This is a genomic window from Amycolatopsis sp. NPDC049868, from assembly GCF_044461365.1.
Lineage (GTDB): Bacteria > Actinomycetota > Actinomycetes > Mycobacteriales > Pseudonocardiaceae > Amycolatopsis.
The window spans coordinates 837596-858427 of the sequence record NZ_JBITKV010000001.1; the positions used below are offsets into that span (position 1 = coordinate 837596).

18 protein-coding genes and 1 pseudogene are annotated in these 20832 nt (G+C 68.9%); 8 read left to right on the forward strand and 11 right to left on the reverse strand.

Annotation, left to right across the window (positions count from 1 at the left end):
* The 5 genes and pseudogenes from ACIBTM_RS04125 to ACIBTM_RS04145 form a co-directional block, all read left to right on the forward strand.
* Positions 1 to 2941 (forward strand): annotated as a pseudogene (locus tag ACIBTM_RS04125) (hypothetical protein); the annotation flags it as partial.
* Positions 2938 to 3378, forward strand: a complete 441-nt coding sequence (locus tag ACIBTM_RS04130) for a hypothetical protein (RefSeq protein WP_395875086.1) — start codon at positions 2938 to 2940, stop codon at positions 3376 to 3378. The pseudogene ACIBTM_RS04125 and the gene ACIBTM_RS04130, both read left to right, overlap by 4 nt.
* A gap of 62 nt (positions 3379 to 3440) precedes the next feature.
* Positions 3441 to 3896, forward strand: coding sequence for a hypothetical protein (locus ACIBTM_RS04135; protein ID WP_395875087.1), 456 nt, complete (start codon positions 3441 to 3443; stop codon positions 3894 to 3896).
* Positions 3897 to 3923: 27 nt separating this feature from the next.
* Positions 3924 to 4790: a ferredoxin gene (locus ACIBTM_RS04140; protein ID WP_395875088.1), complete on the forward strand. Its 867-nt coding sequence runs from the start codon at positions 3924 to 3926 to the stop codon at positions 4788 to 4790.
* A 119-nt stretch (positions 4791 to 4909) separates the two neighbouring features.
* Positions 4910 to 5188, forward strand: a complete 279-nt coding sequence (locus ACIBTM_RS04145) for a hypothetical protein (RefSeq protein WP_395875089.1) — start codon at positions 4910 to 4912, stop codon at positions 5186 to 5188.
* A 131-nt stretch (positions 5189 to 5319) separates the two neighbouring features.
* On the opposite strand, the gene ACIBTM_RS04150 is transcribed toward ACIBTM_RS04145, so the two are convergent.
* From ACIBTM_RS04150 to ACIBTM_RS04175, 6 genes are all read right to left on the reverse strand, one after another.
* The gene (locus ACIBTM_RS04150; protein WP_395875090.1) at positions 5320 to 6477 is read right to left on the reverse strand and encodes a cystathionine gamma-synthase; all 1158 of its coding nucleotides are present in this window, start codon (positions 6475 to 6477) and stop codon (positions 5320 to 5322) included.
* Between the two features lie 51 nt (positions 6478 to 6528).
* Positions 6529 to 7131: a hypothetical protein gene (locus tag ACIBTM_RS04155; protein ID WP_395875091.1), complete on the reverse strand. Its 603-nt coding sequence runs from the start codon at positions 7129 to 7131 to the stop codon at positions 6529 to 6531.
* A gap of 30 nt (positions 7132 to 7161) precedes the next feature.
* Positions 7162 to 7632, reverse strand: a complete 471-nt coding sequence (locus ACIBTM_RS04160) for a hypothetical protein (protein WP_395875092.1) — start codon at positions 7630 to 7632, stop codon at positions 7162 to 7164.
* A gap of 36 nt (positions 7633 to 7668) precedes the next feature.
* Positions 7669 to 8229, reverse strand: coding sequence for a hypothetical protein (locus ACIBTM_RS04165; RefSeq protein ID WP_395875093.1), 561 nt, complete (start codon positions 8227 to 8229; stop codon positions 7669 to 7671).
* 153 nt (positions 8230 to 8382) lie between these two features.
* The gene (locus ACIBTM_RS04170; RefSeq protein WP_395875094.1) at positions 8383 to 9795 is read right to left on the reverse strand and encodes a hypothetical protein; all 1413 of its coding nucleotides are present in this window, start codon (positions 9793 to 9795) and stop codon (positions 8383 to 8385) included.
* A gap of 233 nt (positions 9796 to 10028) precedes the next feature.
* Positions 10029 to 11399 carry a cystathionine beta-synthase gene (locus ACIBTM_RS04175; protein WP_395875095.1) on the reverse strand — a complete coding sequence of 457 codons (1371 nt, stop codon included), beginning with the start codon at positions 11397 to 11399 and terminating at the stop codon, positions 10029 to 10031.
* A gap of 179 nt (positions 11400 to 11578) precedes the next feature.
* Between ACIBTM_RS04175 and ACIBTM_RS04180 the strand changes: the two genes are divergently transcribed.
* The gene (locus tag ACIBTM_RS04180; RefSeq protein WP_395875096.1) at positions 11579 to 12799 is read left to right on the forward strand and encodes an acetyl-CoA C-acetyltransferase; all 1221 of its coding nucleotides are present in this window, start codon (positions 11579 to 11581) and stop codon (positions 12797 to 12799) included.
* Between the two features lie 99 nt (positions 12800 to 12898).
* Here ACIBTM_RS04180 and ACIBTM_RS04185 read toward each other — a convergent pair whose 3' ends face one another.
* The 5 genes from ACIBTM_RS04185 to ACIBTM_RS04205 all read right to left on the reverse strand — a co-directional run bounded on the left by ACIBTM_RS04185 (position 12899) and on the right by ACIBTM_RS04205 (position 18270).
* Entirely contained in the window at positions 12899 to 14431 is a 1533-nt protein-coding gene (locus ACIBTM_RS04185) for a DHA2 family efflux MFS transporter permease subunit (RefSeq protein WP_395875097.1), read from the reverse strand.
* Positions 14432 to 14655: 224 nt separating this feature from the next.
* Entirely contained in the window at positions 14656 to 15924 is a 1269-nt protein-coding gene (locus ACIBTM_RS04190; RefSeq protein ID WP_395875098.1) for a YeeE/YedE family protein, read from the reverse strand.
* Positions 15925 to 16136: 212 nt separating this feature from the next.
* Positions 16137 to 16715, reverse strand: coding sequence for a hypothetical protein (locus tag ACIBTM_RS04195; RefSeq protein WP_395875099.1), 579 nt, complete (start codon positions 16713 to 16715; stop codon positions 16137 to 16139).
* 111 nt (positions 16716 to 16826) lie between these two features.
* Entirely contained in the window at positions 16827 to 17360 is a 534-nt protein-coding gene (locus ACIBTM_RS04200; RefSeq protein WP_395875100.1) for a hypothetical protein, read from the reverse strand.
* Positions 17361 to 17433: 73 nt separating this feature from the next.
* Positions 17434 to 18270: a Bax inhibitor-1/YccA family protein gene (locus ACIBTM_RS04205; protein WP_395875101.1), complete on the reverse strand. Its 837-nt coding sequence runs from the start codon at positions 18268 to 18270 to the stop codon at positions 17434 to 17436.
* 315 nt (positions 18271 to 18585) lie between these two features.
* On the opposite strand from ACIBTM_RS04205, the gene ACIBTM_RS04210 reads away from it, so the two are divergent.
* Together ACIBTM_RS04210 and ACIBTM_RS04215 are read left to right on the forward strand one after the other, a co-directional pair.
* On the forward strand, positions 18586 to 20055 hold the full coding sequence (locus ACIBTM_RS04210; RefSeq protein ID WP_395875102.1) for a SpaA isopeptide-forming pilin-related protein: 1470 nt from the start codon (positions 18586 to 18588) through the stop codon (positions 20053 to 20055).
* A gap of 12 nt (positions 20056 to 20067) precedes the next feature.
* Entirely contained in the window at positions 20068 to 20751 is a 684-nt protein-coding gene (locus tag ACIBTM_RS04215) for a class F sortase (RefSeq protein ID WP_395875103.1), read from the forward strand.
* The last annotated feature ends 81 nt before the right edge of the window (positions 20752 to 20832 follow it).

Below are 20832 nucleotides of genomic sequence, written 5' to 3' on the forward strand. Positions count from 1 at the left end.
CAACGACAACCCCGGAGGCAACTCCGGCGACACCAACAGCGGCCCCAACGACAACCCCGGAGGCAACTCCGGCGACACCAACAGCGGCCCCAACGACAACCCCGGAGGCAACTCCGGCGACACCAACAGCGGCCCCAACGATTCCGGCTCGAACGGCGGATCCAGCGGAGACACCCCGTCGAACACCACCCGCGGTGGAGACGGTGGCGGCTCGTCCACCCGCTCCGACGGCGGCTCTCCCCACCGCACCGGCGACGGACCGTCCACTTCGGACGGAAACTCCGCCGGCGGTGATGGTTCCCCCAGCACCGCCCGTTCCGACACGTCGACGCCGCACACCCGATCCGACGGTGGCTCTCCCGGAGATTCCGCCACCCCGAACCGCGCGTCCGATGGCGGCTCGCCCAGCCCGAACCGCGCGGACACCGGCGGCTCCCCGAGCCACACACCGGACAGCGGCTCCCCCACCCCGCACACCCGTGCCGACAGCGGTTCCCCCGCTCCGCACACGCGGGCCGACAGCGGCTCCCCGAGCCACACGCCCGATGGCGGCTCGCCCGCCCCGCACGCCCGGACCGACAGCGGCTCGCCCAGCCACACCGGCGACGGCGGCGGCTCGCCCCGGACGCACGGCGGTGACGGCGGCGGTTCGCCCACTCCTCGTTCCGACTCGTCGCCCGGCCACCACGGCGGCAACGACGGCGGCAGCCCCACGAGGCCGACCGACAGCGGCACGACCACCAGCGGCACCGCGCCCACGGCACCGCGTCTCGGCGACGCCGGCCCGTCGCATATGCCTTCGCAGCGCGGCGGCACCGGCGGCGACGGTTCGCCCGGTGTCCCGCCGCAGGGTCAGCCGGTCGCCGGCGGCATGCCGCCGCAAGGCGCTCCGGGCGGCACCCCCGGCGGCACTCCGGGTTCGCCCGGCGGCAGGCCGCAAGGTGGCGGCTGGACGGGCACGCCCGGTTCGCCGCGCACCCCGGACCCGCACGCCCCGCGCACGCCCGACACCCACACCGGCCCCAGCCGCGGTCCCGGTCAGACCGGCCCCGGCGGACGGCCGAACCAGCCGCATCAGCCGCAGCCGGTCGCCCGTGGCAACGAGTTCGGTCCCGGTGCCCAGCCGCACACCGGAACCCCCGGTTCGCCGGGCACGCACGGCCCCGGCAACCGGCCAGGCGGCACCGGTCCCGGCAACACCGGCCCGGGCGGCCGAGGCCCCGGGGGCCACTCCGGGCCGCCGCATTCGCCGGACGGTCACGGCCCCGACGGGCACGGCCCGCGCCAGGACCCGAACGGCCACCCCGACGGTCCGCCGCACGACCGTGGCCCCGACGGCGAGCCGGATCGTCCGCTGACACCGGACGAGGTCAACCAGCGGCATTCCGAAGGCACGCCCGCGGGCAGCTCGTACCACCGCGGCGACGCGGACATGGGCGATCTGCCGCACCGGGTCCAACCGGATCCGGACGGCCGCTACACCGTCGACGTGCACGTCACACCGGACGGCCACGCCCGCATCGGCAACCGCACCTACACCCCGGAGGAGTTCGCGGACATCCTGCGCCGCAACGGGGATTACGACGGCCGCCCGATCCGGCTGATCGGCTGTGACGCCGGCTCGAACGACTTCGCGCGCCGTCTGTCGCGCGAGCTCGACACCGAGGTGATGGCGCCGAGCAAGCCGGCGTGGACCGACTCGAACGGGCGCGTCTTCTCGTCCGACTACGAGATCGGCCCCGACGGCCGTCCCCGGCCCAAGATCCCGCCGAACGGCGAATGGGACGTCCACAGTCCCGACGGCACCGCCCGCCGCGCGAGCGACGACGGCTTCACCCCGGACACGTCGCACGCGGACAAGCAGGACGTGGACGCCGACAGCGCCCGCAGCCGCGGTGACGGCGACGACGCCGGTCATCCGCCGTACGACGACGTTCCCAAGCCCCGGACGATCAGCCGCGACTCGCCGGAGTTCAACGAGCGCTTCGCCGACTGGAACCGGCGGGACGACTCGGAGTTCACCGGGCAACGGAACCGGCCGGACGGACACGATCCGGTCGATTCGCCTCGTGTCATCGACGAGGTGGAACCTCGCACCAAGAACTCCAAATTGGACTCCGAAGGGGTCCCGCAGGCCCTCCGCGGGGAGAAGCCGCTCGCGGGCGACGCCGAGTACAAGGTCGAGTACAAGAACGGTGCGACCACCCGGTTCTTCACCGACGCCGATGGCAAGGTGACGCATGTCGAAGCGACTCCTGGTACCAAGGAGCCGTTCCACAACCCCGACCTGCGCTACCCGCTGCAGCCCGGCACGCAATACCGGGTGCCCAACTTCAACGACCCCGACAAGGCGTGGACCTTCGAGGTCGGCGCGAACGGGAAGCCGACGGCCATGACCGGCGACCCGGCCTTCCGTGGGCAGAACGAGGACTTCCGGGACCAGGCTTCGCAGGACAGGTCCAACGCCGAAGGCAAGAAGGCCTACAAGAACCATCCCGACTACGGAGACGAGCACAAACCTGTCCGCTGGGCGGGCGGTCACCTCGCGGCGAACGAGATGGGTGGCCCCGGCGAGTACATCAACATGCATCCCCAGATGGCCGGCTCCAACAGCGGTAACTACAAGGATGGTTGGATCTACGACGCGTCGTGGCGGGCGCAGGAGGTCGAGCTCGGCAAGTTCGCCGAACGGCCCGGCCAGGAGATCGAGAACTATCAGGTCCGGATGGAAGGCGACAGCAACGGCGTTCCGGAGAACGTGACGATGCGCTGGCAGGAAGTCGTGTACAAGGTCGACGAACACGGCGATCCCGTCCCTGGCCCGGACGGCAAACCGATCGAGCTCTCCCGCGAGACGAAACAACGGGACTTCCCGAATGATCCGTCCAAGGTGAACTACGGTCCGCGGGACCGCTACAAGGGGCACGGAGGATCGTCATGACGGACGAGCTCATTGACGGCATCGTGTCCGCGCTGGCGAAGGCCGCACCCGAGGGCTGGGCGCGGATCAAGCTCAAGGTTTCCGCGACGGTGCTGGCCTACGACTACGCCACCGAAATCCGGTTGGCCGACGGCCGGAACGGGGACATTGATCTGCCCGCCGAAGTGCGCGGAGGCTTTCGCGAGTTGCGGGACCGGATGTACGAACAGGATCGCGGTACCTGGTTCTCGGCGACGCTGGTGCTCGAAAAAAGCGCGGCTCCGGAGTTCTCGTTCAACTTCGACGAGGACCCGGAATGGTGGCCCCCGCTGCACCCGGCGACCTTCACCCGCGACCTGGAAGCCTTTCCGCGCGACGACGAGCACATCCCGCCGTGGCTGAGGAATCTGCTCACCGAGGGCGCACAACTGGAGCACGCGCGGGACACACGGGCCTGACCCGCAGCGTGCCATGATGGGACACCGTTATTCCAGCGGTGACCACGAGGAGGATGTACCGGATGGCTGCTCAATGGCCTCAGCTCGACCCCATCGCCCAGAACGAGCTTCTCGGCGAGATCACCTTGTCCGTGGTCGGTGCATTGCCGCCGGGCTGGCGTGAGGTGGTGCTGGACTACCGGGTGGTCGGCAAGAACATCGACGTCGCGGTCGGCGTGCTCGATCCGAACGGCACTTATCAGGTGTGGGAGCCGTCCGTCGAGACGTGGCGGATGTTCCAGCGGCTGCGCGGCGGGATGTACCAGGAAGGCGAAGGAACCTGGTTCTCGGCCAGGCTCGTCATCGAACCCCCGTCCCGATTCCGGGTGCAGTACAACTGGCAGAACGAGCCCGACTTCCAGCCGTACCCGTCCCCGGACGAGTTCGCGCTGGAGCAGGAACGGTTCCCCCGCGGCGAGGCGTTCATGCCGGAATGGTTCAAACGCGGTCTGGCCGCCTCGGGTGCCCAGACCCAGTGAGTTCGCAAGTCGCGTGAGTGAGGGGACATGAGCCGACCACAAGTGCCGTTGAACCAGCAGCAGCAACAGCAGCTCGTCTGGCAGATCGGCCATGCCCTCGCGACGCCGCTGCCGCCCGGCTGGCAGCAGATGCGCGTCGAGTACCGGGCGGCGGGCAGGCATGTCGAGGTCGACCTGCTCGTCACCGGTCTGGACGGGCTGCCACGTCCGGTGCAGCCGAGCCCGGAAGCCGTGCAGCTGCTCGGGAACCTGCGGGCGGGGATGTACCAGCCCGGCCGCGGGACCTGGCTGAGCGCGATCCTGGTCTACGGTTCGGCGACCGTGCTCAGCACGGATTTCCTCGCGGACGTGGAGCCGCCGTGGCGGCAGGCGCCGCCACAGATCGGTTTCCAGGACGAACTACGGTTCTTCCCGCGCGCCGAGCAGAGCATCCCGGCTTGGCTGCGGCAGCGAGCCGGGCTCGACGCCGCGCCGTCGGCCGAACCCTCGGTGGCGACTCCGCTCGCCGAAACCCCGGAGGCACTGCGCGTCCCGCGGGTGCACGACGGCCTCGACGAGTCGGGGCACCCGGTGGTGAACCGCGAGCCGCTGTCCCCGGCAGAGCGGGACCGGGTGCTGGAGTACCTCGACGGCGCGCCGGTCGTGCTGGCGTCGCGGAGTTACGACGCCGACGCCTTCGACCCCGACAGGGAACCGCTGGTGCCGTTGAACTTCCGCACGGACGGCCGGTGGTACTGGCCGGGCGCGGTCGCCTACTACCTGCGCGAGCACGATGTCGCTCCCGACCCCGAACTCCTCGGTCACATCCGGGCTCTGCGGTTCACCCTGCCCGAGGTCGGCGAGCCCGAACGAGAACTCGCGGTCGCCGCGATCACCGGCCAGCCGTCCACTTAGGACTCGGACATTCGAGGCCGATCCGCGGCCGGATGATGCCACCTGACGGATACGTCACGTGACAAGTTCGCGGTCCGGGTACTCTTGACGGCGTCGGCGAAGGCGACCAGGGAGCTCACATGGCACGGGGGAACATCGGCAGGGTCCGGGCGACCCGCTCCGCCGGGATGCTCCCGGTCGTGCTGGCACTCACCTCGGCCGCGCTGCTGACCGGCGCCGCCGTCTACACGGTCGACCGCGCCGGCTGCGTGGATCCGGGCCAGTACATCCGGCACGACAACCACATCGAGCTCGTCGGCGGCTGCGTCGACGGCTCGGAACTGCCCGCCGCGCCGCAGGGGACTTCGCACGAGGCGGACGCGAAGAGCGGCGCCACACCCAGCAACTTCCGCCCGTAACCGGGCGCTTCCTCCCACCACACCGCGCTGACCAGCGCGAAAGGAGCAAGGGACCTTTGCTGTCATTTGCTTAGCATGGCTACGCGAACGACAGCAAAGGTCCCTTGCTCACTCTCTGGGCTCGGCGGCGGTCAGCCCAGGGCCTTGGCCAGATCGGCGACCAGGTCGCTGCCGTCCTCGATGCCGACGGACAGGCGCAGCAGGTTGTCCGGCACTTCCAGGGTGGACCCGGCGGTGCTCGCGTGGGTCATCCGGCCCGGGTGTTCGATGAGCGACTCGATCCCGCCCAGCGACTCGGCGAGGATGAACAGCTTCGTCTTCGACGCGGCTTCGAGAGCGGCCTGCTCGCCGTCGACGTGGGTGAACGAGATCATCCCGCCGAAGCGCCGCATCTGCTTCGAAGCGACCTCGTGGCCGGGGTGCTCCGGCAGGCCCGGGTAGTAGACACGCTCGACCTTCGGGTGCTTCAGCAGCATCCGGGCGATCAGTTCGGCGTTGTCGCTGTGCCGCTCCATCCGCAGCGCGAGCGTCTTGATCCCGCGCAGGGTCAGCCACGCGTCGAACGGGCCGGGCACCGCGCCCGCGGCGTTGCGCAGGTAGAACAGCTGCTCGCGCAATTCGTCCTCGTTCGTCAGGATCGCGCCGCCGACGACGTCGGAGTGCCCGCCGAGGTACTTGGTCGTCGAGTGCAGGACGACGTCGGCCCCCAGCGAAAGCGGGTTCTGCAGGTACGGGGTGGCGAAGGTGTTGTCGACGACCAGGCGGGCACCGGCGCCGTGCGCGACCTCGGCCAGCGCCGCGATGTCGGCGATCCCCAGCATCGGGTTCGTCGGCGACTCGCACCAGATCAGCTTCGTCTCCGGCCGGATCGCGGCGCGGACCTCGGCGATGTTCCCCAGGTCGGCGACCGTGTGCTCGACGCCCCACAGGCTGAGCACCTTGTCGATCAGCCGGAACGTGCCGCCGTACGCGTCATTGCCGAGCACGAGGTGATCTCCGGGCCGGAGGGTCGCCCGCAGCAGGACGTCACTGGCCGCCATCCCCGACGCGTACGCCAGGCCGTGCCGCGCGCCTTCGAGCGCCGCGAGCGCGACCTCCAGCGCGGTGCGCGTGGGGTTCGCGGTGCGGGAGTACTCGTAGTCGCCTTCGCGTGTGCCGCCGACGCCGTCCTGCACGTAAGTCGAGGTCTGATAGATCGGCACGATGACCGCGCCGGTCCGGGGATCAGGGGTCTGCCCGGCGTGGATCGCGCGCGTCTCGAAGCCCAGCAGAGAGTAGTCGTCGGCCATACCCCCAAGGGTACGGCCACCCACTCGAGATCCCATCGTCTGGGATTGAACTCACCACTGCGCGGGTGGCTGTCCCTGCTGCTGGGCACCGGGAGCGGGCGGGTACCCGGGCTGCGGCGGATACCCGAAGTTCGGCGGCTGCACGGCACCGGCGGCCGTGTTCTTGGCCGCCAGCCAGCGCGCCGTCGGCGGGATCAGCGCCAGCACGAGGGTCACGATCGCCGGGATCAAGACCACGAAGAGGGTCATGCCGAAGCCGAAGTTCAGCAACACCCCGCTGTACGAGAAGTGGAAATGCGAGTCGATCGCCCGGAGCAGGAAGGCCAGCGCCACGAAACCGATCGCGGACGCGGCTCCGATCACGGTGAGCACCCGCCCGGCGCGCTTGCGCAGGAGCAGCATGATCCCGCCGCCCAGGAGCAGAGCCGCGCTGACGAGGTCCAGAGCCGCCCCGATCACGAGGAACGAAATGACGAAATGGGAGAGCTCGATGACGTGGGACACGACCCCGGCGAGGAACCAGAGCCCGCCGAGGATCGCGAAGATGCCGGCCATGATCCCGGTCGCGCCGCTCGGTTGCCGCGCCATCCCCGGCGGCGGATAGGCACCGGGTGCGGGGTATCCGCCCTGCGGCGGGTAGTGCTGGAAAGTCATTTCTCCCCCTGTTTCAGTCCTCGCTCCCGGCTACCAGCCGGGAAGCCGGTCATGCTTCGACGGCTCTTCGTCGTCACGCCGCCGTCCCTCCAGCCAGTCCGAGGTCGGCCTGATCACCGACAGCACCAGCGCGGAGAAGGTCATCACGAACAGGACGAACGCGACGATCTCACCCGTCACCAGCTCCTCTCCGTCCATTTCGGCGAAGAAGTAGGCGCTGACCGCGCCGTTCGCGAGGAGCGTGGCCACCAGCGCGAGCCCCGCCCCGGCGGCGACGAGGGTGCGGCCGATTCTCCTGCGCAGCAGCAACAGGACACCGCCCACGAACAGGGTCGCCGTCAGTACCCCGTTCCACGCCGTTCCGACGAAGTACTGGGGAGCCGGCTCGAGAAAGGCGAGCTGCCCGACGAAGGTGCCCGCCTCGGACAAGTACCGCATGCCGCACAGGAAGGCGAGGACGGCCGCGCCGATCGCGGTCCCCGGAGACTGCTGCTGACTCATCGAACTCCCCCAAGCCGAGCCGGACGGCTCAGGATCTCACCATCCACCCTGCTGGGGAAACTGATTCTGCGGCCGATACGGCTGCACCGGGGCAGGCCGCCAGCGCAGGTACCTGAACGTCGGCGGGAGCACCGCCAGCAGCAGCGCCACCAATCCGAATACGACCATCGCCAGCCGGAGAACGCCGTCGATGGTCGCGAACCGGAGCAGGATGTCGAGATGGATCCGGTATGGCACGCGGAACGCGATCGGCTCCAGCACGACGGCCAGGATGGCGAGCAGCGAGCCGAGGATCAGCAGGATCGCGCCGATCAGCGAACGGAAGAACGTCGTCAACGCGCCCATCAGCAGGAACAGCGCGGCGACCAGGTACAGCACCAGCTCGACGAGCGCGAAGCCGGGCAGATTCGAGAGGCTGAACCCCGACGGGAGCTCGATGAAGTAGCGGATCGGGATGAAACCGGACGCGAGGGCCCCGACGAGCCCGAGCACCGCGGCGATGATCGCCGTCGCCCCGGACGGTTTGGCCTGCGGTGCGGGATACCCGAAACCTGGCGGTCCGGGCTGTTGGGCGGGATATCCGTACGGACCGGTCACGTCGCTCCCGTCGGGCCAGGTGTGGGTTAACGGCGCTCACCCTAGCCCGCGGGCCCTGGCCGTGGCAGGCGAATCGGCATACCCCGGCGAAAACGAAACACCCCCGGCCACGGGCCGGGGGTGTTCCGAACGAAACCGTTCAGTGGCGGGAAATCACCACTGTTGCGGGGGCTGACCGGGCTGCTGGCCCGGCTGGCCGAAACCACCGCTGGGCGGCCCCTGCTGCCCGGGCTGCTGCCCGAAACCGCCGGGCTGCTGCGGAGCCTGGCCGAAACCACCCTGCGGCGGCTGGCCCGGCTGGGCGAACCCGCCGCTGGGCGGGCCCTGCTGGCCCGGCTGCTGCCCGAAACCACCGGGCTGACCCTGTTGCGGGAAACCACCCGAAGACGGACCGGGCTGTCCGGGCTGACCGAAGCCACCCGGCTGCGGCTGCCCGAACTGTCCCGGCTGGCCCGGCTGCTGACCCGGCTGGCCGAAGCCACCCTGCGGCGGACCGCCGAAACCACCGGGCTGACCGCTCTGCGGGGCACCCAGCACCGAACCGCCGCCACCGAGGCCGACGAACTGCGCGGTGGCCGGGATCAGGCCCAGCACACCGACGATCAGGATCACGATGCCGAGAAGCAGGTGCAGCAGGCCACCGCCGATACCGGCGCCTTCCCTGGCGGAAGGCGGCAGCTTGTCCAGGAAGTCCGACGACGGAGTCGAGCCGATGAGCAGGAGGACGCCGAACAGCACCAGCAGCGCGCCACCGGCGGCGACGATGATCGGCGCGATCTTCTTCACCGTGCCGGGAAGCTTGCCCGCGAGGGCGAGCCCCACACCGCCGGCGACCGAAACGAGCGATCCGACCAGAAGCATGATCACGTAGAACCACGTGGCGCCCGGACCGGCCACACCGGCCTCGTCGAGGAACTTGTCGATCTGTTCCTGGTTCGGAGCGCTGTCGAAGATCTTCGAGTAGTCGCTGGCGTCACCGAAGTAGACGAACGACACGATCAAGGCGATCAGGCCGAGCAACGCCACGACGCCACCGGCGATGAACCCGAACATCTGGTTCCCACCGCCGCCGGCTCCCGCGGCGCCGTAGCCCGGCGGTGGCCCGCCGAAACCGGGCTGCTGGCCGAAGCCGCCCTGCGGCGGCCCGCCGAAGCCCTGCTGCGGCGGGCCGAAACCAGGCTGCTGCTGGCCCTGCGACGGGTCGAACCCGCCCTGCTGGGGCCCGCCGAAGCCCTGCTGCTGACCGAAGCCGCCACCCTGGGCGCCGTAGGCACCGGCGGCCGGGTTGTCGGCCGCGCTCGGCGGCGGGGCGTACGGGATGGCGGGCGGCTGCGAACCCGGCGGCACGAGCTGGGTGGACTCGGCGGTGGGGCTTTCCCCGCCACCGCTCACCGGCTGCACGACCTGGGTCGCGTTCGCGTCGCCGGAACCCGGCTGGACCGGCTGCACGACCTGCGTGGGCTCCGGCGTGTCGCCGAACCCGCCGCCCTGCTGCTCATGGGAAGGCTGCTGCCCGTACTGCGGCTGCCCGTAGTCGGGCTGGGCCGGCTGGGCGGGCTGCACCACCTGGGTCGGTTCCGGGGAACCGAACGGGTTGTCTTGCTGCGGCTGAGGGCCACTCGGGGGTCCCTGCGGTGGCTGGGCGCCACCCCAAGGCTGATTCGGTGGCTGCGGAGCACTCATTTGGGTCTTGAACCCCCTTGACGAGGACATAAAAGTTCAACTCACCCGACACGCTATCGGATAGCCGGGTGGGCCGCTCGTAACGCCCCGGCCCGACCATCCGATGAAATGCTTCTTTACCGTCCCGCGAGAAACGCGAGCAGGTCGTGCCGGGTGACGACACCCGCCGGTTTGCCGTCGACCAGCACCAGCGCGCCGTCGGCACCCGAGAGCGCGTTCATCGCCGCACTGACCTGCTCACCAGCGCCGATGGTCGGCAGCGGAGGCGACATGTGCTGCTCAAGCCGGTCGGCGAGCTGGGCTTTGCCGGTGAAGAGCGCTTCGAGCAGGTCGCGCTCGTTGACCGCGCCCACGACTTCGGCCGCCATGACCGGCGGCTCCGCGCTGACCACGGGCATCTGGCTGACGCCGAACTCCGACAGGATCGCCACCGCTTCGGCGACGGTCTCGTTCGGGTGACTGTGCACGAGGCTGGGCAGCGAGCCGCTCTTCTTCATCAGGACGTCGCCGACGGTCGCGCCGCTGGAGTCCGGCGGCAGGAAGCCGTAGGAGGACATCCAGCTGTCGTTGAACACCTTGGTGAGGTAGCCACGTCCGCCGTCGGGCAGGAGCACGACGACGACGTCGTCCGGGCCGAGGCCCTCGGCGAGCTTGAGCGCGGCGGCGACGGCCATGCCGCACGAACCGCCGACGAGCAGGCCCTCTTCGAGCGCGAGACGGCGGGTGATGTCGAAGGAGTCCGCGTCCGACACCGCGATGATCCGGTCGGCGATGCCGCGGTCGTAGGTGTCCGGCCAGAAGTCCTCGCCGACGCCCTCGACCAGGTACGGCCGCCCGGTCCCGCCGGAGTACACCGAGCCTTCGGGGTCGGCGCCGATGACCTGGACGCGTCCGTCGCTGACCTCCTTGAGGTACTTGCCGGTGCCCGAGATCGTGCCGCCCGTGCCGACGCCCGCGACGAAGTGCGTGATCTTGCCCTCGGTCTGGCTCCAGAGCTCCGGGCCGGTCGAGTGGTAGTGGCTGGCGGGGTTCTCGGGGTTGGCGTACTGGTTCGGCTTCCAGGCGCCCTCGATCTCGCGCACGAGGCGGTCGGAGACGTTGTAGTAGGAGTCCGGGTGCTCCGGCGCCACCGCCGTCGGGCAGACCACGACGCGGGCACCGTAGGCCTTGAGCACGTTGCGCTTGTCTTCGCTGACCTTGTCCGGGCAGACGAACACGCATTTGTAACCCTTGCGCTGCGCCACCATGGCCAGCCCGACGCCGGTGTTGCCGGACGTCGGCTCGACGATGGTGCCGCCGGGCTTCAGTTCACCGGAACGCTCCGCGGCTTCGATCATCCGCAGCGCGATGCGGTCCTTGACACTGCCGCCGGGGTTGACGTACTCGACCTTGGCCAGGATGAGCGGTTGCAGCCCCTCGGCCAGTGCGTTCAGCTTGACCAGAGGGGTGTTGCCCACGAGGTCCACGATGTGCTCGACGTATTCCACTCCCACAGCCTAAACGCCGCAGGTCGCGATGTGTCCACTCAACCGGGCGGCGTGAGAACCGCACTTTCGGAGAGTGGCGTGGATCGCGTTCGCCTTTGACCCGCACCTCTCTCCGGTGGAGGATGCGAGGTGAGCACCCGCTTAGCGCGTCTGGATCGAGAACAAGGGAGTGTCGTTCCATGCCCGAAGCCGTCATCGTCTCCACCGCCCGATCCCCGATCGGCCGCGCCGGCAAGGGATCGCTGGTGAGCATCCGCCCGGACGACCTCACCGTGCAGATGGTCCGCGCCGCGCTCGACAAGGTCCCCGAACTCGACCCGACGCAGATCGAAGACCTCATGCTGGGCTGTGGTCTCCCCGGCGGCGAGCAGGGTTTCAACATGGGCCGCGCCGTCGCCGTCGAACTCGGCTACGACCACCTGCCCGGCTGCACGATCACGCGATACTGCTCCTCGAGCCTCCAGACCACCCGCATGGCGCTGCACGCGATCAAGGCTGGCGAAGGCGACGTGTTCATCTCCGCCGGCGTCGAGACGGTTTCCCGCTTCGCCAACGGCAGCTCGGACTCCTGGCCGAACACGCACAACCCGCTGTTCGCCGACGCCGAGGCCCGCACCGCGCAGGTGGCGGCCGAGGGCGCCGAGGGCTGGACGGACCCGCGCGAGAACGGCGCCCTGCCGGACGTCTACATCGCGATGGGCCAGACCGCCGAAAACCTGGCGCGGCTGAAGAACGTTTCGCGTGAGGAGATGGACGAGTTCGGCGTCCGCTCGCAGAACCTCGCCGAGAAGGCCATCGCGGACGGCTTCTGGGCCAAGGACATCACGCCGGTCACCCTGCCCGACGGCACGGTGGTCTCGAAGGACGACGGCCCGCGCGCCGGTGTCACCCTCGAAGGCGTCTCCGGCCTCAAGCCGGTCTTCCGCCCCGACGGCCGGATCACCGCGGGCAACTGCTGCCCGCTCAACGACGGCGCCGCCGCGGTGATCATCATGTCCGACACCAAGGCGAAGGAACTCGGTCTCACGCCGCTCGCCCGCGTCGTCTCGACCGGCGTTTCGGGGCTGTCGCCGGAGATCATGGGCTACGGCCCGGTCGAGGCGTCGAAGCGGGCGCTCGCGCGCGCCGGGATGTCCATCGGCGACATCGATCTCGTCGAGATCAACGAGGCGTTCGCCGCGCAGGTCATCCCGTCGTACAAGGACCTCGGGATCGACCTCGACAAGCTGAACGTCAACGGCGGCGCGATCGCGGTCGGCCACCCGTTCGGCATGACCGGCGCGCGGATCACCTCGACGCTGATCAACTCGCTGCAGCACCACGACAAGCAGTTCGGCCTCGAGACGATGTGCGTCGGTGGTGGCCAGGGCATGGCGATGGTGCTGGAGCGCCTCTCCTGACCCGCTGACCTGCACAAAGAGAGCAAGGGACCTTTGCTACCGCTTACTTAGCCACGCTAAGCGGGTGGTAGCAAAGGTCCCTTGCTCCTTTTTCGGGCCCTAGTGGGTCATGATCGGCGGCGCCGCGACCTCACCGCCGGCCGCGCCCTCCGGCATGGCGGGCTTGGTCTTCGGCAGGAACGCCGCCGGGATCAGGCACAGCGCGAGCAGGATCATCGACCACAGGAACGTCGTCGAGAACGCGTCCGCGGTCAGCCCCGAAGCCGCTTCGCGCGTCGCAGGGTTCGCCACCGCGGCCGTCGCGGCCAGCTGCCCCTGCGCGGTCGGCACGCCGAACTTCCCGGCCAGCAGCGCCGCCAGGATGATCGACAGCACCGCCGACCCGATCGCCCCAGCGGTCTGCTGGAAGATGTTCGTCGCCGTCGACGCCTTCGCCATGTCCTCCGACTTGAGCGTCTGCAACGCGGCCGAGGTGATCGGCATCATCGTCGCGCCCATGCCGAGCCCCATCACGAACAGCGCCGAAAGCAGCAGCCAGTAGGGCGTCGTCGCGGAGAGCTGGGTGAAGGCGATCAGCCCGGCGAGCATCAGCACGAGACCGGGCAGCACGATCTTCCGCGCGCCGATCTTGTCCGCGAGCCTGCCCGCGATCGGCATGGTCAGCATCGCGCCGAACCCTTGCGGGGCGAGCAGCAGACCGGCGTTCATCGCCGTTTCACCGCGCGCCAGCACGAAGTACGTCGGCAGGAGCAGCATCGCGCCGAAGAACGCGACGCAGAAGAAGGTCATCGTCACCATCGCGACGGTGAACGACCCGTTCTTGAACAACTTCAGGTCGAGCAGCGGATTCGCGACCCGGTTCGCCCGGAACACGAACGCCACCAGCAACGCGATCCCGGCGAGCGCGGGCAGCCAGACGTCGACCGCGCCGACGCCACCCGCCGACGGGATGTTCGAAACGCCGAAGATCAGCGCCGCAAGACCCGGCGACACCATAAGCATGCCGATGAAGTCGAACCGCTCACTGGGCTCAGGCCGGTCCTTCGGCAGCACACGCCAGGCCAGCGCCATGGTGATCAGGCCGATCGGCACGTTGATGTAGAAGATCCAGCGCCAGCTCACCGCGTCGACCAGCCAGCCGCCGAGGATCGGGCCGCCGATCGGGCCGAGCAGCATCGGCACCCCGAGCACGCCCATCACGCGCCCGATCCGGTGCGGGCCCGCGGCCCTGGTCAGGATCGTCATGCCGGCGGGCATCAGCATGCCGCCGCCGAAGCCCTGCAGAACCCGGAAGATGATCAGCGATTCGACGTCCCAGGCCATACCGGCGAGCATGGAGCCGATCAGGAACAGCCCGATCGCGGTCATGTAGAGCCGCTTGGTGCCGAACCGGTCCGAAGCCCAGCCGGTGATCGGGATGACCGTCGCCAGGGCGAGCATGTAGCCGGTCGCGATCCACTGGATGGTGTCGAACGAGGTCTGGAACTCGATGGTCAGTTTCTGGAGCGCGACGTTGACGACCGTCGTGTCGAGGATCGCCATGATCGCGCCGAGGATGACGACGCCGGCGACCTTGAGCACACCGGCGTCGAGTTTGTCGCCGCCCGGTGCGGCCGGGCTTTGCGTTGACATGAAAAGTCCGTCCCCTGTAACTGAGTGGACGCGACAACCCCCGTGGTCGCGACTACGGATCGACGCCCGGCGCGGCGCCGGGCCTTCCCCAACTGAGCTTGTGCATTAGGGCGCAAGCTCAGGTATGTAGCCGAGGGTAGCCGAACACGGGTTTTACCTGCCAACTTTTTCCCCGTATACGGGCCGAAAGGGCAGGCCCGCATACGAGATGTCACGAAGAGTGATCAGCAGACGCTGTCGGTCGGAGCCGGATTACCGAGACCGAACAGCGGCCGCAGCTTGAGCCCGATCCAGGTGCCGCCGAGCGCGAAGACACCCCACAGCCAGCCGTGCAGACTGCCGACCGAGATACCGCCGAGGTAGGCGCCGATGTTGCAGCCGCCCGCCATCCGCGCGCCGACGCCCATCAGGATCCCGCCGAGCACCGCGGCCACGGCGGTCCGCCACGGGATCGAGCTGTGGATCTTCCACGCGCCCGCCGCCGCGGCCGCGACCCCCGCGCCGATCATGATGCCGATGTCGGTGAGGCTGTTCTTGTCCTTCCAGATCGGCGCGGCCAGCGAAGCCGCGTTCGCCTTGATCCGCCAGAACTCCCAGGTCTCGGGGTGCAGGCCGAACACCTGCAGGATCTTGGCGCCCCACAGGCTGAACGCGCTCGTGACACCCCAGATCCCGCCGGAGACCAGGAAGACCGCACCCGCCAGCACGCCGAGGACGACGGCGCCGACGAGGATCGGCCATGAGCCGCGGTAGATCCGGGCGAACCCGCGCGCGGTCGGGACGACGTCGACCGGCGGCGGGTTGCGGCGCTTCTGCACGAACCGGGTCCCCAGCACGATCGCGGCGAGGACGGCGACGGTGATCACCCACGAACCGAACCAGCCGACGTGATCCGCGAGCAGGACGCCCTTGAACTCGGGCCAGCCCGACAGCAGTGGGTACGCCCATGTGTAGAGGACCGATCCGGTGATGAAGCCGCCGAGGGTGAGCACGATCGTCGACTGCCCGGAACCGACGGCGAACAACGTTCCCGACGCGCACGCGCCGCCCAGCTGCATGCCGATGGCGAAGATCGTCGCGCCGACGAACAACGCGAGCCCCAGCCCGCCCGCGGTCGGCTTCGGTGTGCTGCCGAAGAGCCCGGAGCCGGTGCCCACGATCAGCGCGATCAACGTCGCGGCCGTGCCGAGCAGCAGCGTGTGCGCCCGCAGACCCTGGCCGTTCCCGACCGCGATCAGCTGACGCCAGGCCGAGGTGAACCCGAAACGGGAGTGGAAGAGCGCGAGGCCGAGCAGCAGGCCGAGGATGAGCAGCACGCCGAACTTCGCGCCGTGCGCGGCCCAGACGTACCAGGTCAGCCCGACCGCGAGAGCGCCCGCGACCGCCAGCGGCACGACCTTGACCGGCTCCTCCGGCTGCGGAACCGGGGCGGCGCAAGAGGTCGGGAAGTCGAGGAGCTTCTTCTCACCGGCTTGGGTTTCCGTCGTCGCCACCAGGACTCCAGTCGATCGGCGGGGTTGGGGACGAACAACGTTAGGACCGGTGACCGCCCGATCGCAGCCCGTCCCACACTGTGCGACGAACGGCGGCTCCCACGCGGCCGGATGGCGGTGGTAGCAAAGGTCCCTTGCTACCACCGGCACGCGTGAAGGCCCCCTTTCCTCGACTGAGCCGAGGAAAGGGGGCCTTCACGCGCTTGGGCTGACTACGCAGTCTTGAAGCAGAGCGTGGTCGGCGGCGTCGAGTACGTCGCCGCCTTCGTGGCTTCGGTGCCCTCACAGGACGCCTTGTCCGCGCTGTTGGCCACCTTCACCACTTCCGCGTCCTTGGCGGAGTCGGTGCAGGACACCTTCTGGTAGCCGGCGGTCTGCGAGTTGAAGCCCTTGAGGCAGTCGCCCTGTTTGACGTTGATGACCAGGCACAACTTGTAAGAAATCCGGCCGGTCATCGAGATGGTGTCGTAGTCGCCCTCCGGGCAGGACTCGCTGCCGCCCACGCGGGCACCGATCTTGACGTTCGCCTCCGGCGCGCCGCAATCGATCTTCTTCGGATCGTCGGCCGCCCGCGAGAACTCGGTCACGCTCAGGCAGTCACCGGCCTGGGCGTTGCCCGTCCCGGTGAAGTAGTTGAAGAGGAACAGGCCGCCGCCGATCACGACGACGAGAACCGGAATGGCGAAGCGCAGCCAACCGAGCTTGGACTTCTTGGGTGCAGACGGCTGACCGAAAACGTCGGGCTGTCCCACCGGCATTTGGCCCCCAGGGGCCGGCTGGGAAGTGGTCACCGAGAAACCTCACAGGCGTGAAGAGGAATGAGAACCTCGGTATCAAACACGTACCGTGATCAGGCCCGCCATCCAGGTCCCCGAAAGAGTGAGAGCCCCTGGTCGAGGTCGCTATTTGAGGCTCTTCACGCAGACCGTCGAGGGCGGTGTCGAGTAGCTCTTGAGATGGGTGGCTTCCGTGTCGTCACAGGTCGCGACACCATCGACCACTTTCAGGACCTCGGCGTCCTTGGCGGGGTCCGAGCAGGGCACCTTCTGATAGGCCACGCTGTCGGCGAGGAAGTTCTCGAGGCAGTCGCCCTGCTTCGCGTTGATCATCATGCAGAGCCGATACGAGGCGAACGTCTTGTCGACGGTGAGCTGATCGTATTCGCCCGCCGGGCACGCGCCGCCGGCGTCGGTCTTCGCCCCGGCCTTCGCGTTGGCCTCGACGGAGCCGCAGTCCGCCTTGGCCGGATCCTCGTCGACGTCACCGAAGGTGGTGACCGCGTAGCAGTCGCCCACCCGGACGTCGTCGGTGTTGGAGAGATATCCGACGATCCAGGACGACGCGCTGAGCACCACGATCGCGACCGGCAGCAGGATGCCCAGCCAGAACCATTTGGAACGCCTCGGCCTGGCGGGCTCGCCGCTGTGCTCGGTCATGGGGTCAGCGTATTCGCGGCAACGAAAAAGGGCGCCCCGATCGCCCGGAGCGCCCTTCCGTGGAGAAACCGCGTCAGTCGTTTTGGAAGTACGACAGCAGCCGCAGGATCTCGAGGTACAGCCAGACCAGCGTGGTCATGAGACCGAAAGCGGCGAACCACGCCCACCTCGACGGCATGCCTTCGCGGATCATCCGGTCGGCCTGGTCGAAGTCGAGCAGGAAGCTGAACGCCGCGACACCGATCACCACGAGGCTGAAGATGATCGCGATCGGTCCGCCGTCACGCAGCGGGTTGAAGCCGAAGAAGCTGGTGATGAGGTTGACCAGCATCAGGATCGCGACGCCGACGACGGCGCCGATGATCCACTTCGTCAGCTTCGGGGTGACCTTGACCGCGCCGGTCTTGTAGACGACCAACATCGCGACGAAGACACCCGCGGTGCCGATGATCGCCTGCAGCGCGATACCGGGGTACAGCGCCTCGAAAAGGCCGCTGATCGCACCGAGGAAGACACCCTCGGCCGCCGAGTACGCCAGTGTGAGCGGGCCGCTCGGCTTCTGCTTGAAGATGATCACGAGCGAGATCACGAGGCCGACGATCATGCCGCCGACGAGAGCGCCGATCACGCCGCCGCTGATACCGGTGATCCGGCCCATGGCGTCCGTGGGCAGCTGACTGATCGCCCAGATCGCGGTGAGCACACCGGTCACCAGCGCGGTGCCGAGGCTCAGCGCCGTCTTGATGACGACGTCGTCGACGGTCATCGGACGGTCGTCGGCGCCGGCGGAGGTCTGCGGAGGGCCGTAGCCGGGCACGCCGCCCTGGGGTTGGTTGAAGCCTACGTTGGGTCCGTACTGAGCCGCGCCACGCGGCAGGTTCCGGAACGCCGGGTTGCTACTGGATCGCACCTGATCCTCCTGGATCTACTGGCACCTGCATCGGGTTCAACGACCGCGTGGGCCGCCCGGTTCCCGTCGAAGTAAAGACGACTTTACTCACAATCGGCGTGGCGCCCATCCCCCACACCGTATGCGGCGGAGATCACCGACCGTTCACCGATACCCCACCTGATGCCCTATTGCCAAAACCGCTGCTCACACGCCACCCTCCACGTTGCGTGTTCGGATAATCACCGAAGGCGTGTCGGGGAACCTATCGATCGTGTGACCTGCGTCGACGTAAAGGCGCCGACGGCAGCGCACGGCCAAAGGAGTCAACACACCATGGGGTGGACCACACGCCCGAGCGTGCGTTCGCGCGCCTTGACCAGCCTGATCGCGACATGCCTGCTCGGCGCTTTGTCCGCCACCGTCGCGGCGACACCGGCCTCGGCAGCCAAGGAGGAGGGCGTCGGCTACCAGGTCACGCCCGGCCAGACGGTAGACAGCAAGCCCAGGGAACGCGACTGGCTGGGCTCTTACGTCGTCAACGGCAAGCACGTGTTCTGCGTCTCCTTCCAGCTGAAGGCGCCGGACACCAACGAGAAGTACCAGCCCGGCGACGAACTCCTCGACAAATGGGGCGCGAAGCTCCCGGAGGAGACCGCGGCCAACATCTCCTACCTGCTCCTGCGCTACGGCGGCACCAAGGACAACGCCGAAGCCGCCGCGCTCGCGCACCTGCTGCACTCGTGGACGTCGAAGCCGCGTTCCGCCGACGACCTCAAGCCGAGCCTTCCTCCGGAGAAGATCGGCTACGACGTCCAGAGCCACCTCGACAAGCTGAAGGCGCAGCACGCCGACGCCGCGACGGCCGTCGAGAAGCTGACAAAGGACGCCGAAGCCAACCGCGGTCCGTGGACCACCGCGATCGCACCGCCGAAGGAAGACCAGCACATCGGCACCGCGGGCGAGTGGACGATCAGCGTCAAGAACGCCAAGGGCAAGGGCGTCTCCGGGGTGCCCGTGCAGCTCACGCCGTCCAACGCGACGATCGACAGCGGCGAGAACACCAAACCCGCGTCGACCTCGAACGCCAAGGCCGAGAAGGCCACCACGGTGAAGACGGGCGAGGACGGCACCGTCACGGTCAAGGTCACGCCGACAGGTGATCAGCCGAAGCTGGCCAGCTCGCTGTCCGCCCCCGCGGACCGGCCGTACGTGCAGTTCCCCGTCGAGACCGGCGTGCAGAAGGTCGTGTCGACCGGCGGCGAGAAGGAACTGAAGGCCCAAGGGATCGCGGTCGTCGCGAAACCGGGCAAGGTCCAGGTGACCAAGGTCGACGCGAAGACCGGCAAGGGCATCGCGGGCGCCGCGCTGCGGATCACCGCCAAGGACAAGTCCACCGCCGCCGTCGGCCACGACGGCAAGCCGCTCAACGGTGCCGACGGCAAACCCGCCGTCGTCACCACCGAAGGCGAGAACGGCGTGGTCACCGTGGAAAACCTGCGGACCCCGCAGGAGATCTGCGTGGTCGAGGTCAGCGCGCCGCCGGGTTACACGAACGCGTTCGACCCGAAGAATCCGCCGTCCGCCTGCGGCGAACTCAAGCCGGGTGAGACGCTGGCCCTCAAGGTCGCCAACACGCCCAACGAGGTACCGCGCACCATCCCCGCCGGCGACCGGCCGGTGGCGATGATGCAGGGCACCGTCGAGAACTCGGCGTCGACCGCCGGCATCCTCGGCGTCGGCGCGCTCGCGCTGCTCGGTTCGGTGATGGTGGGCGTGGCCGCGCGGCGGTCTTCGCGACGCTAAGAGGATTCAGGAATGTCAGTACGACGCGGGTTCGCGCTGGGAGCGGTCACGGTCCTGTGCGCGGACCTCGTCGCGGCTCTGCTCATCTGGCCGCCGACGACCGTGGTGACGGGGACGGCTCAGCCCGTCTCCGTCTCCGTCGCGGGTGGCGCCCCCGCCGCGCCCGCACAGCAGGAGACTCCACCTTCGCCGGACATCGTCCCCACGACTCCGACGACCGCTCCGCCGCCGTCACCGGAACCTGAAGCCCCGAAACCGCAGGGGCCGGGGACGATCCGGTTGCCCGCGGGCGGCGCGGCGAAACTCGTACGCAAGGAACTCGGGCCGGGCGCGGAGCTTCCGGTGCCGGAGAACCTCGGCGAGGTGACGTGGTGGGGCGCCGAGCTGAGTTCGGCCACCGGGGCGAGCGTGTTCGCCGGTCACGTGAACTGGAAGGGCGCGACGGGCCCGTTCGCGGAACTGTGGACCGAGCGGATCGGCGGCGCCGTCACCGTGGTCGACAAAGCCGGGAAGTCCTGGCAGTACAAGGTCTCCCAGCTGATCACCCTGAAGAAGAACGAGCTGCCACAGCGGGCGGACGAGCTGTTCGGCCAGTCCGGTCCACATCGGATAGTCCTCGTCACCTGCGGCGGCCGCTGGGTCGGCGGGGAGACCGGCTACGCCGAGAACAGGGTCGTCATCGCCGACCCGGCCTAGTTACCCGTGAGTAACTTCACCGGCGCCATGGTGGTCCTCGCCGTCCTGATGCAGCAGAATGCCGGGGGACGCGGGCGAGCA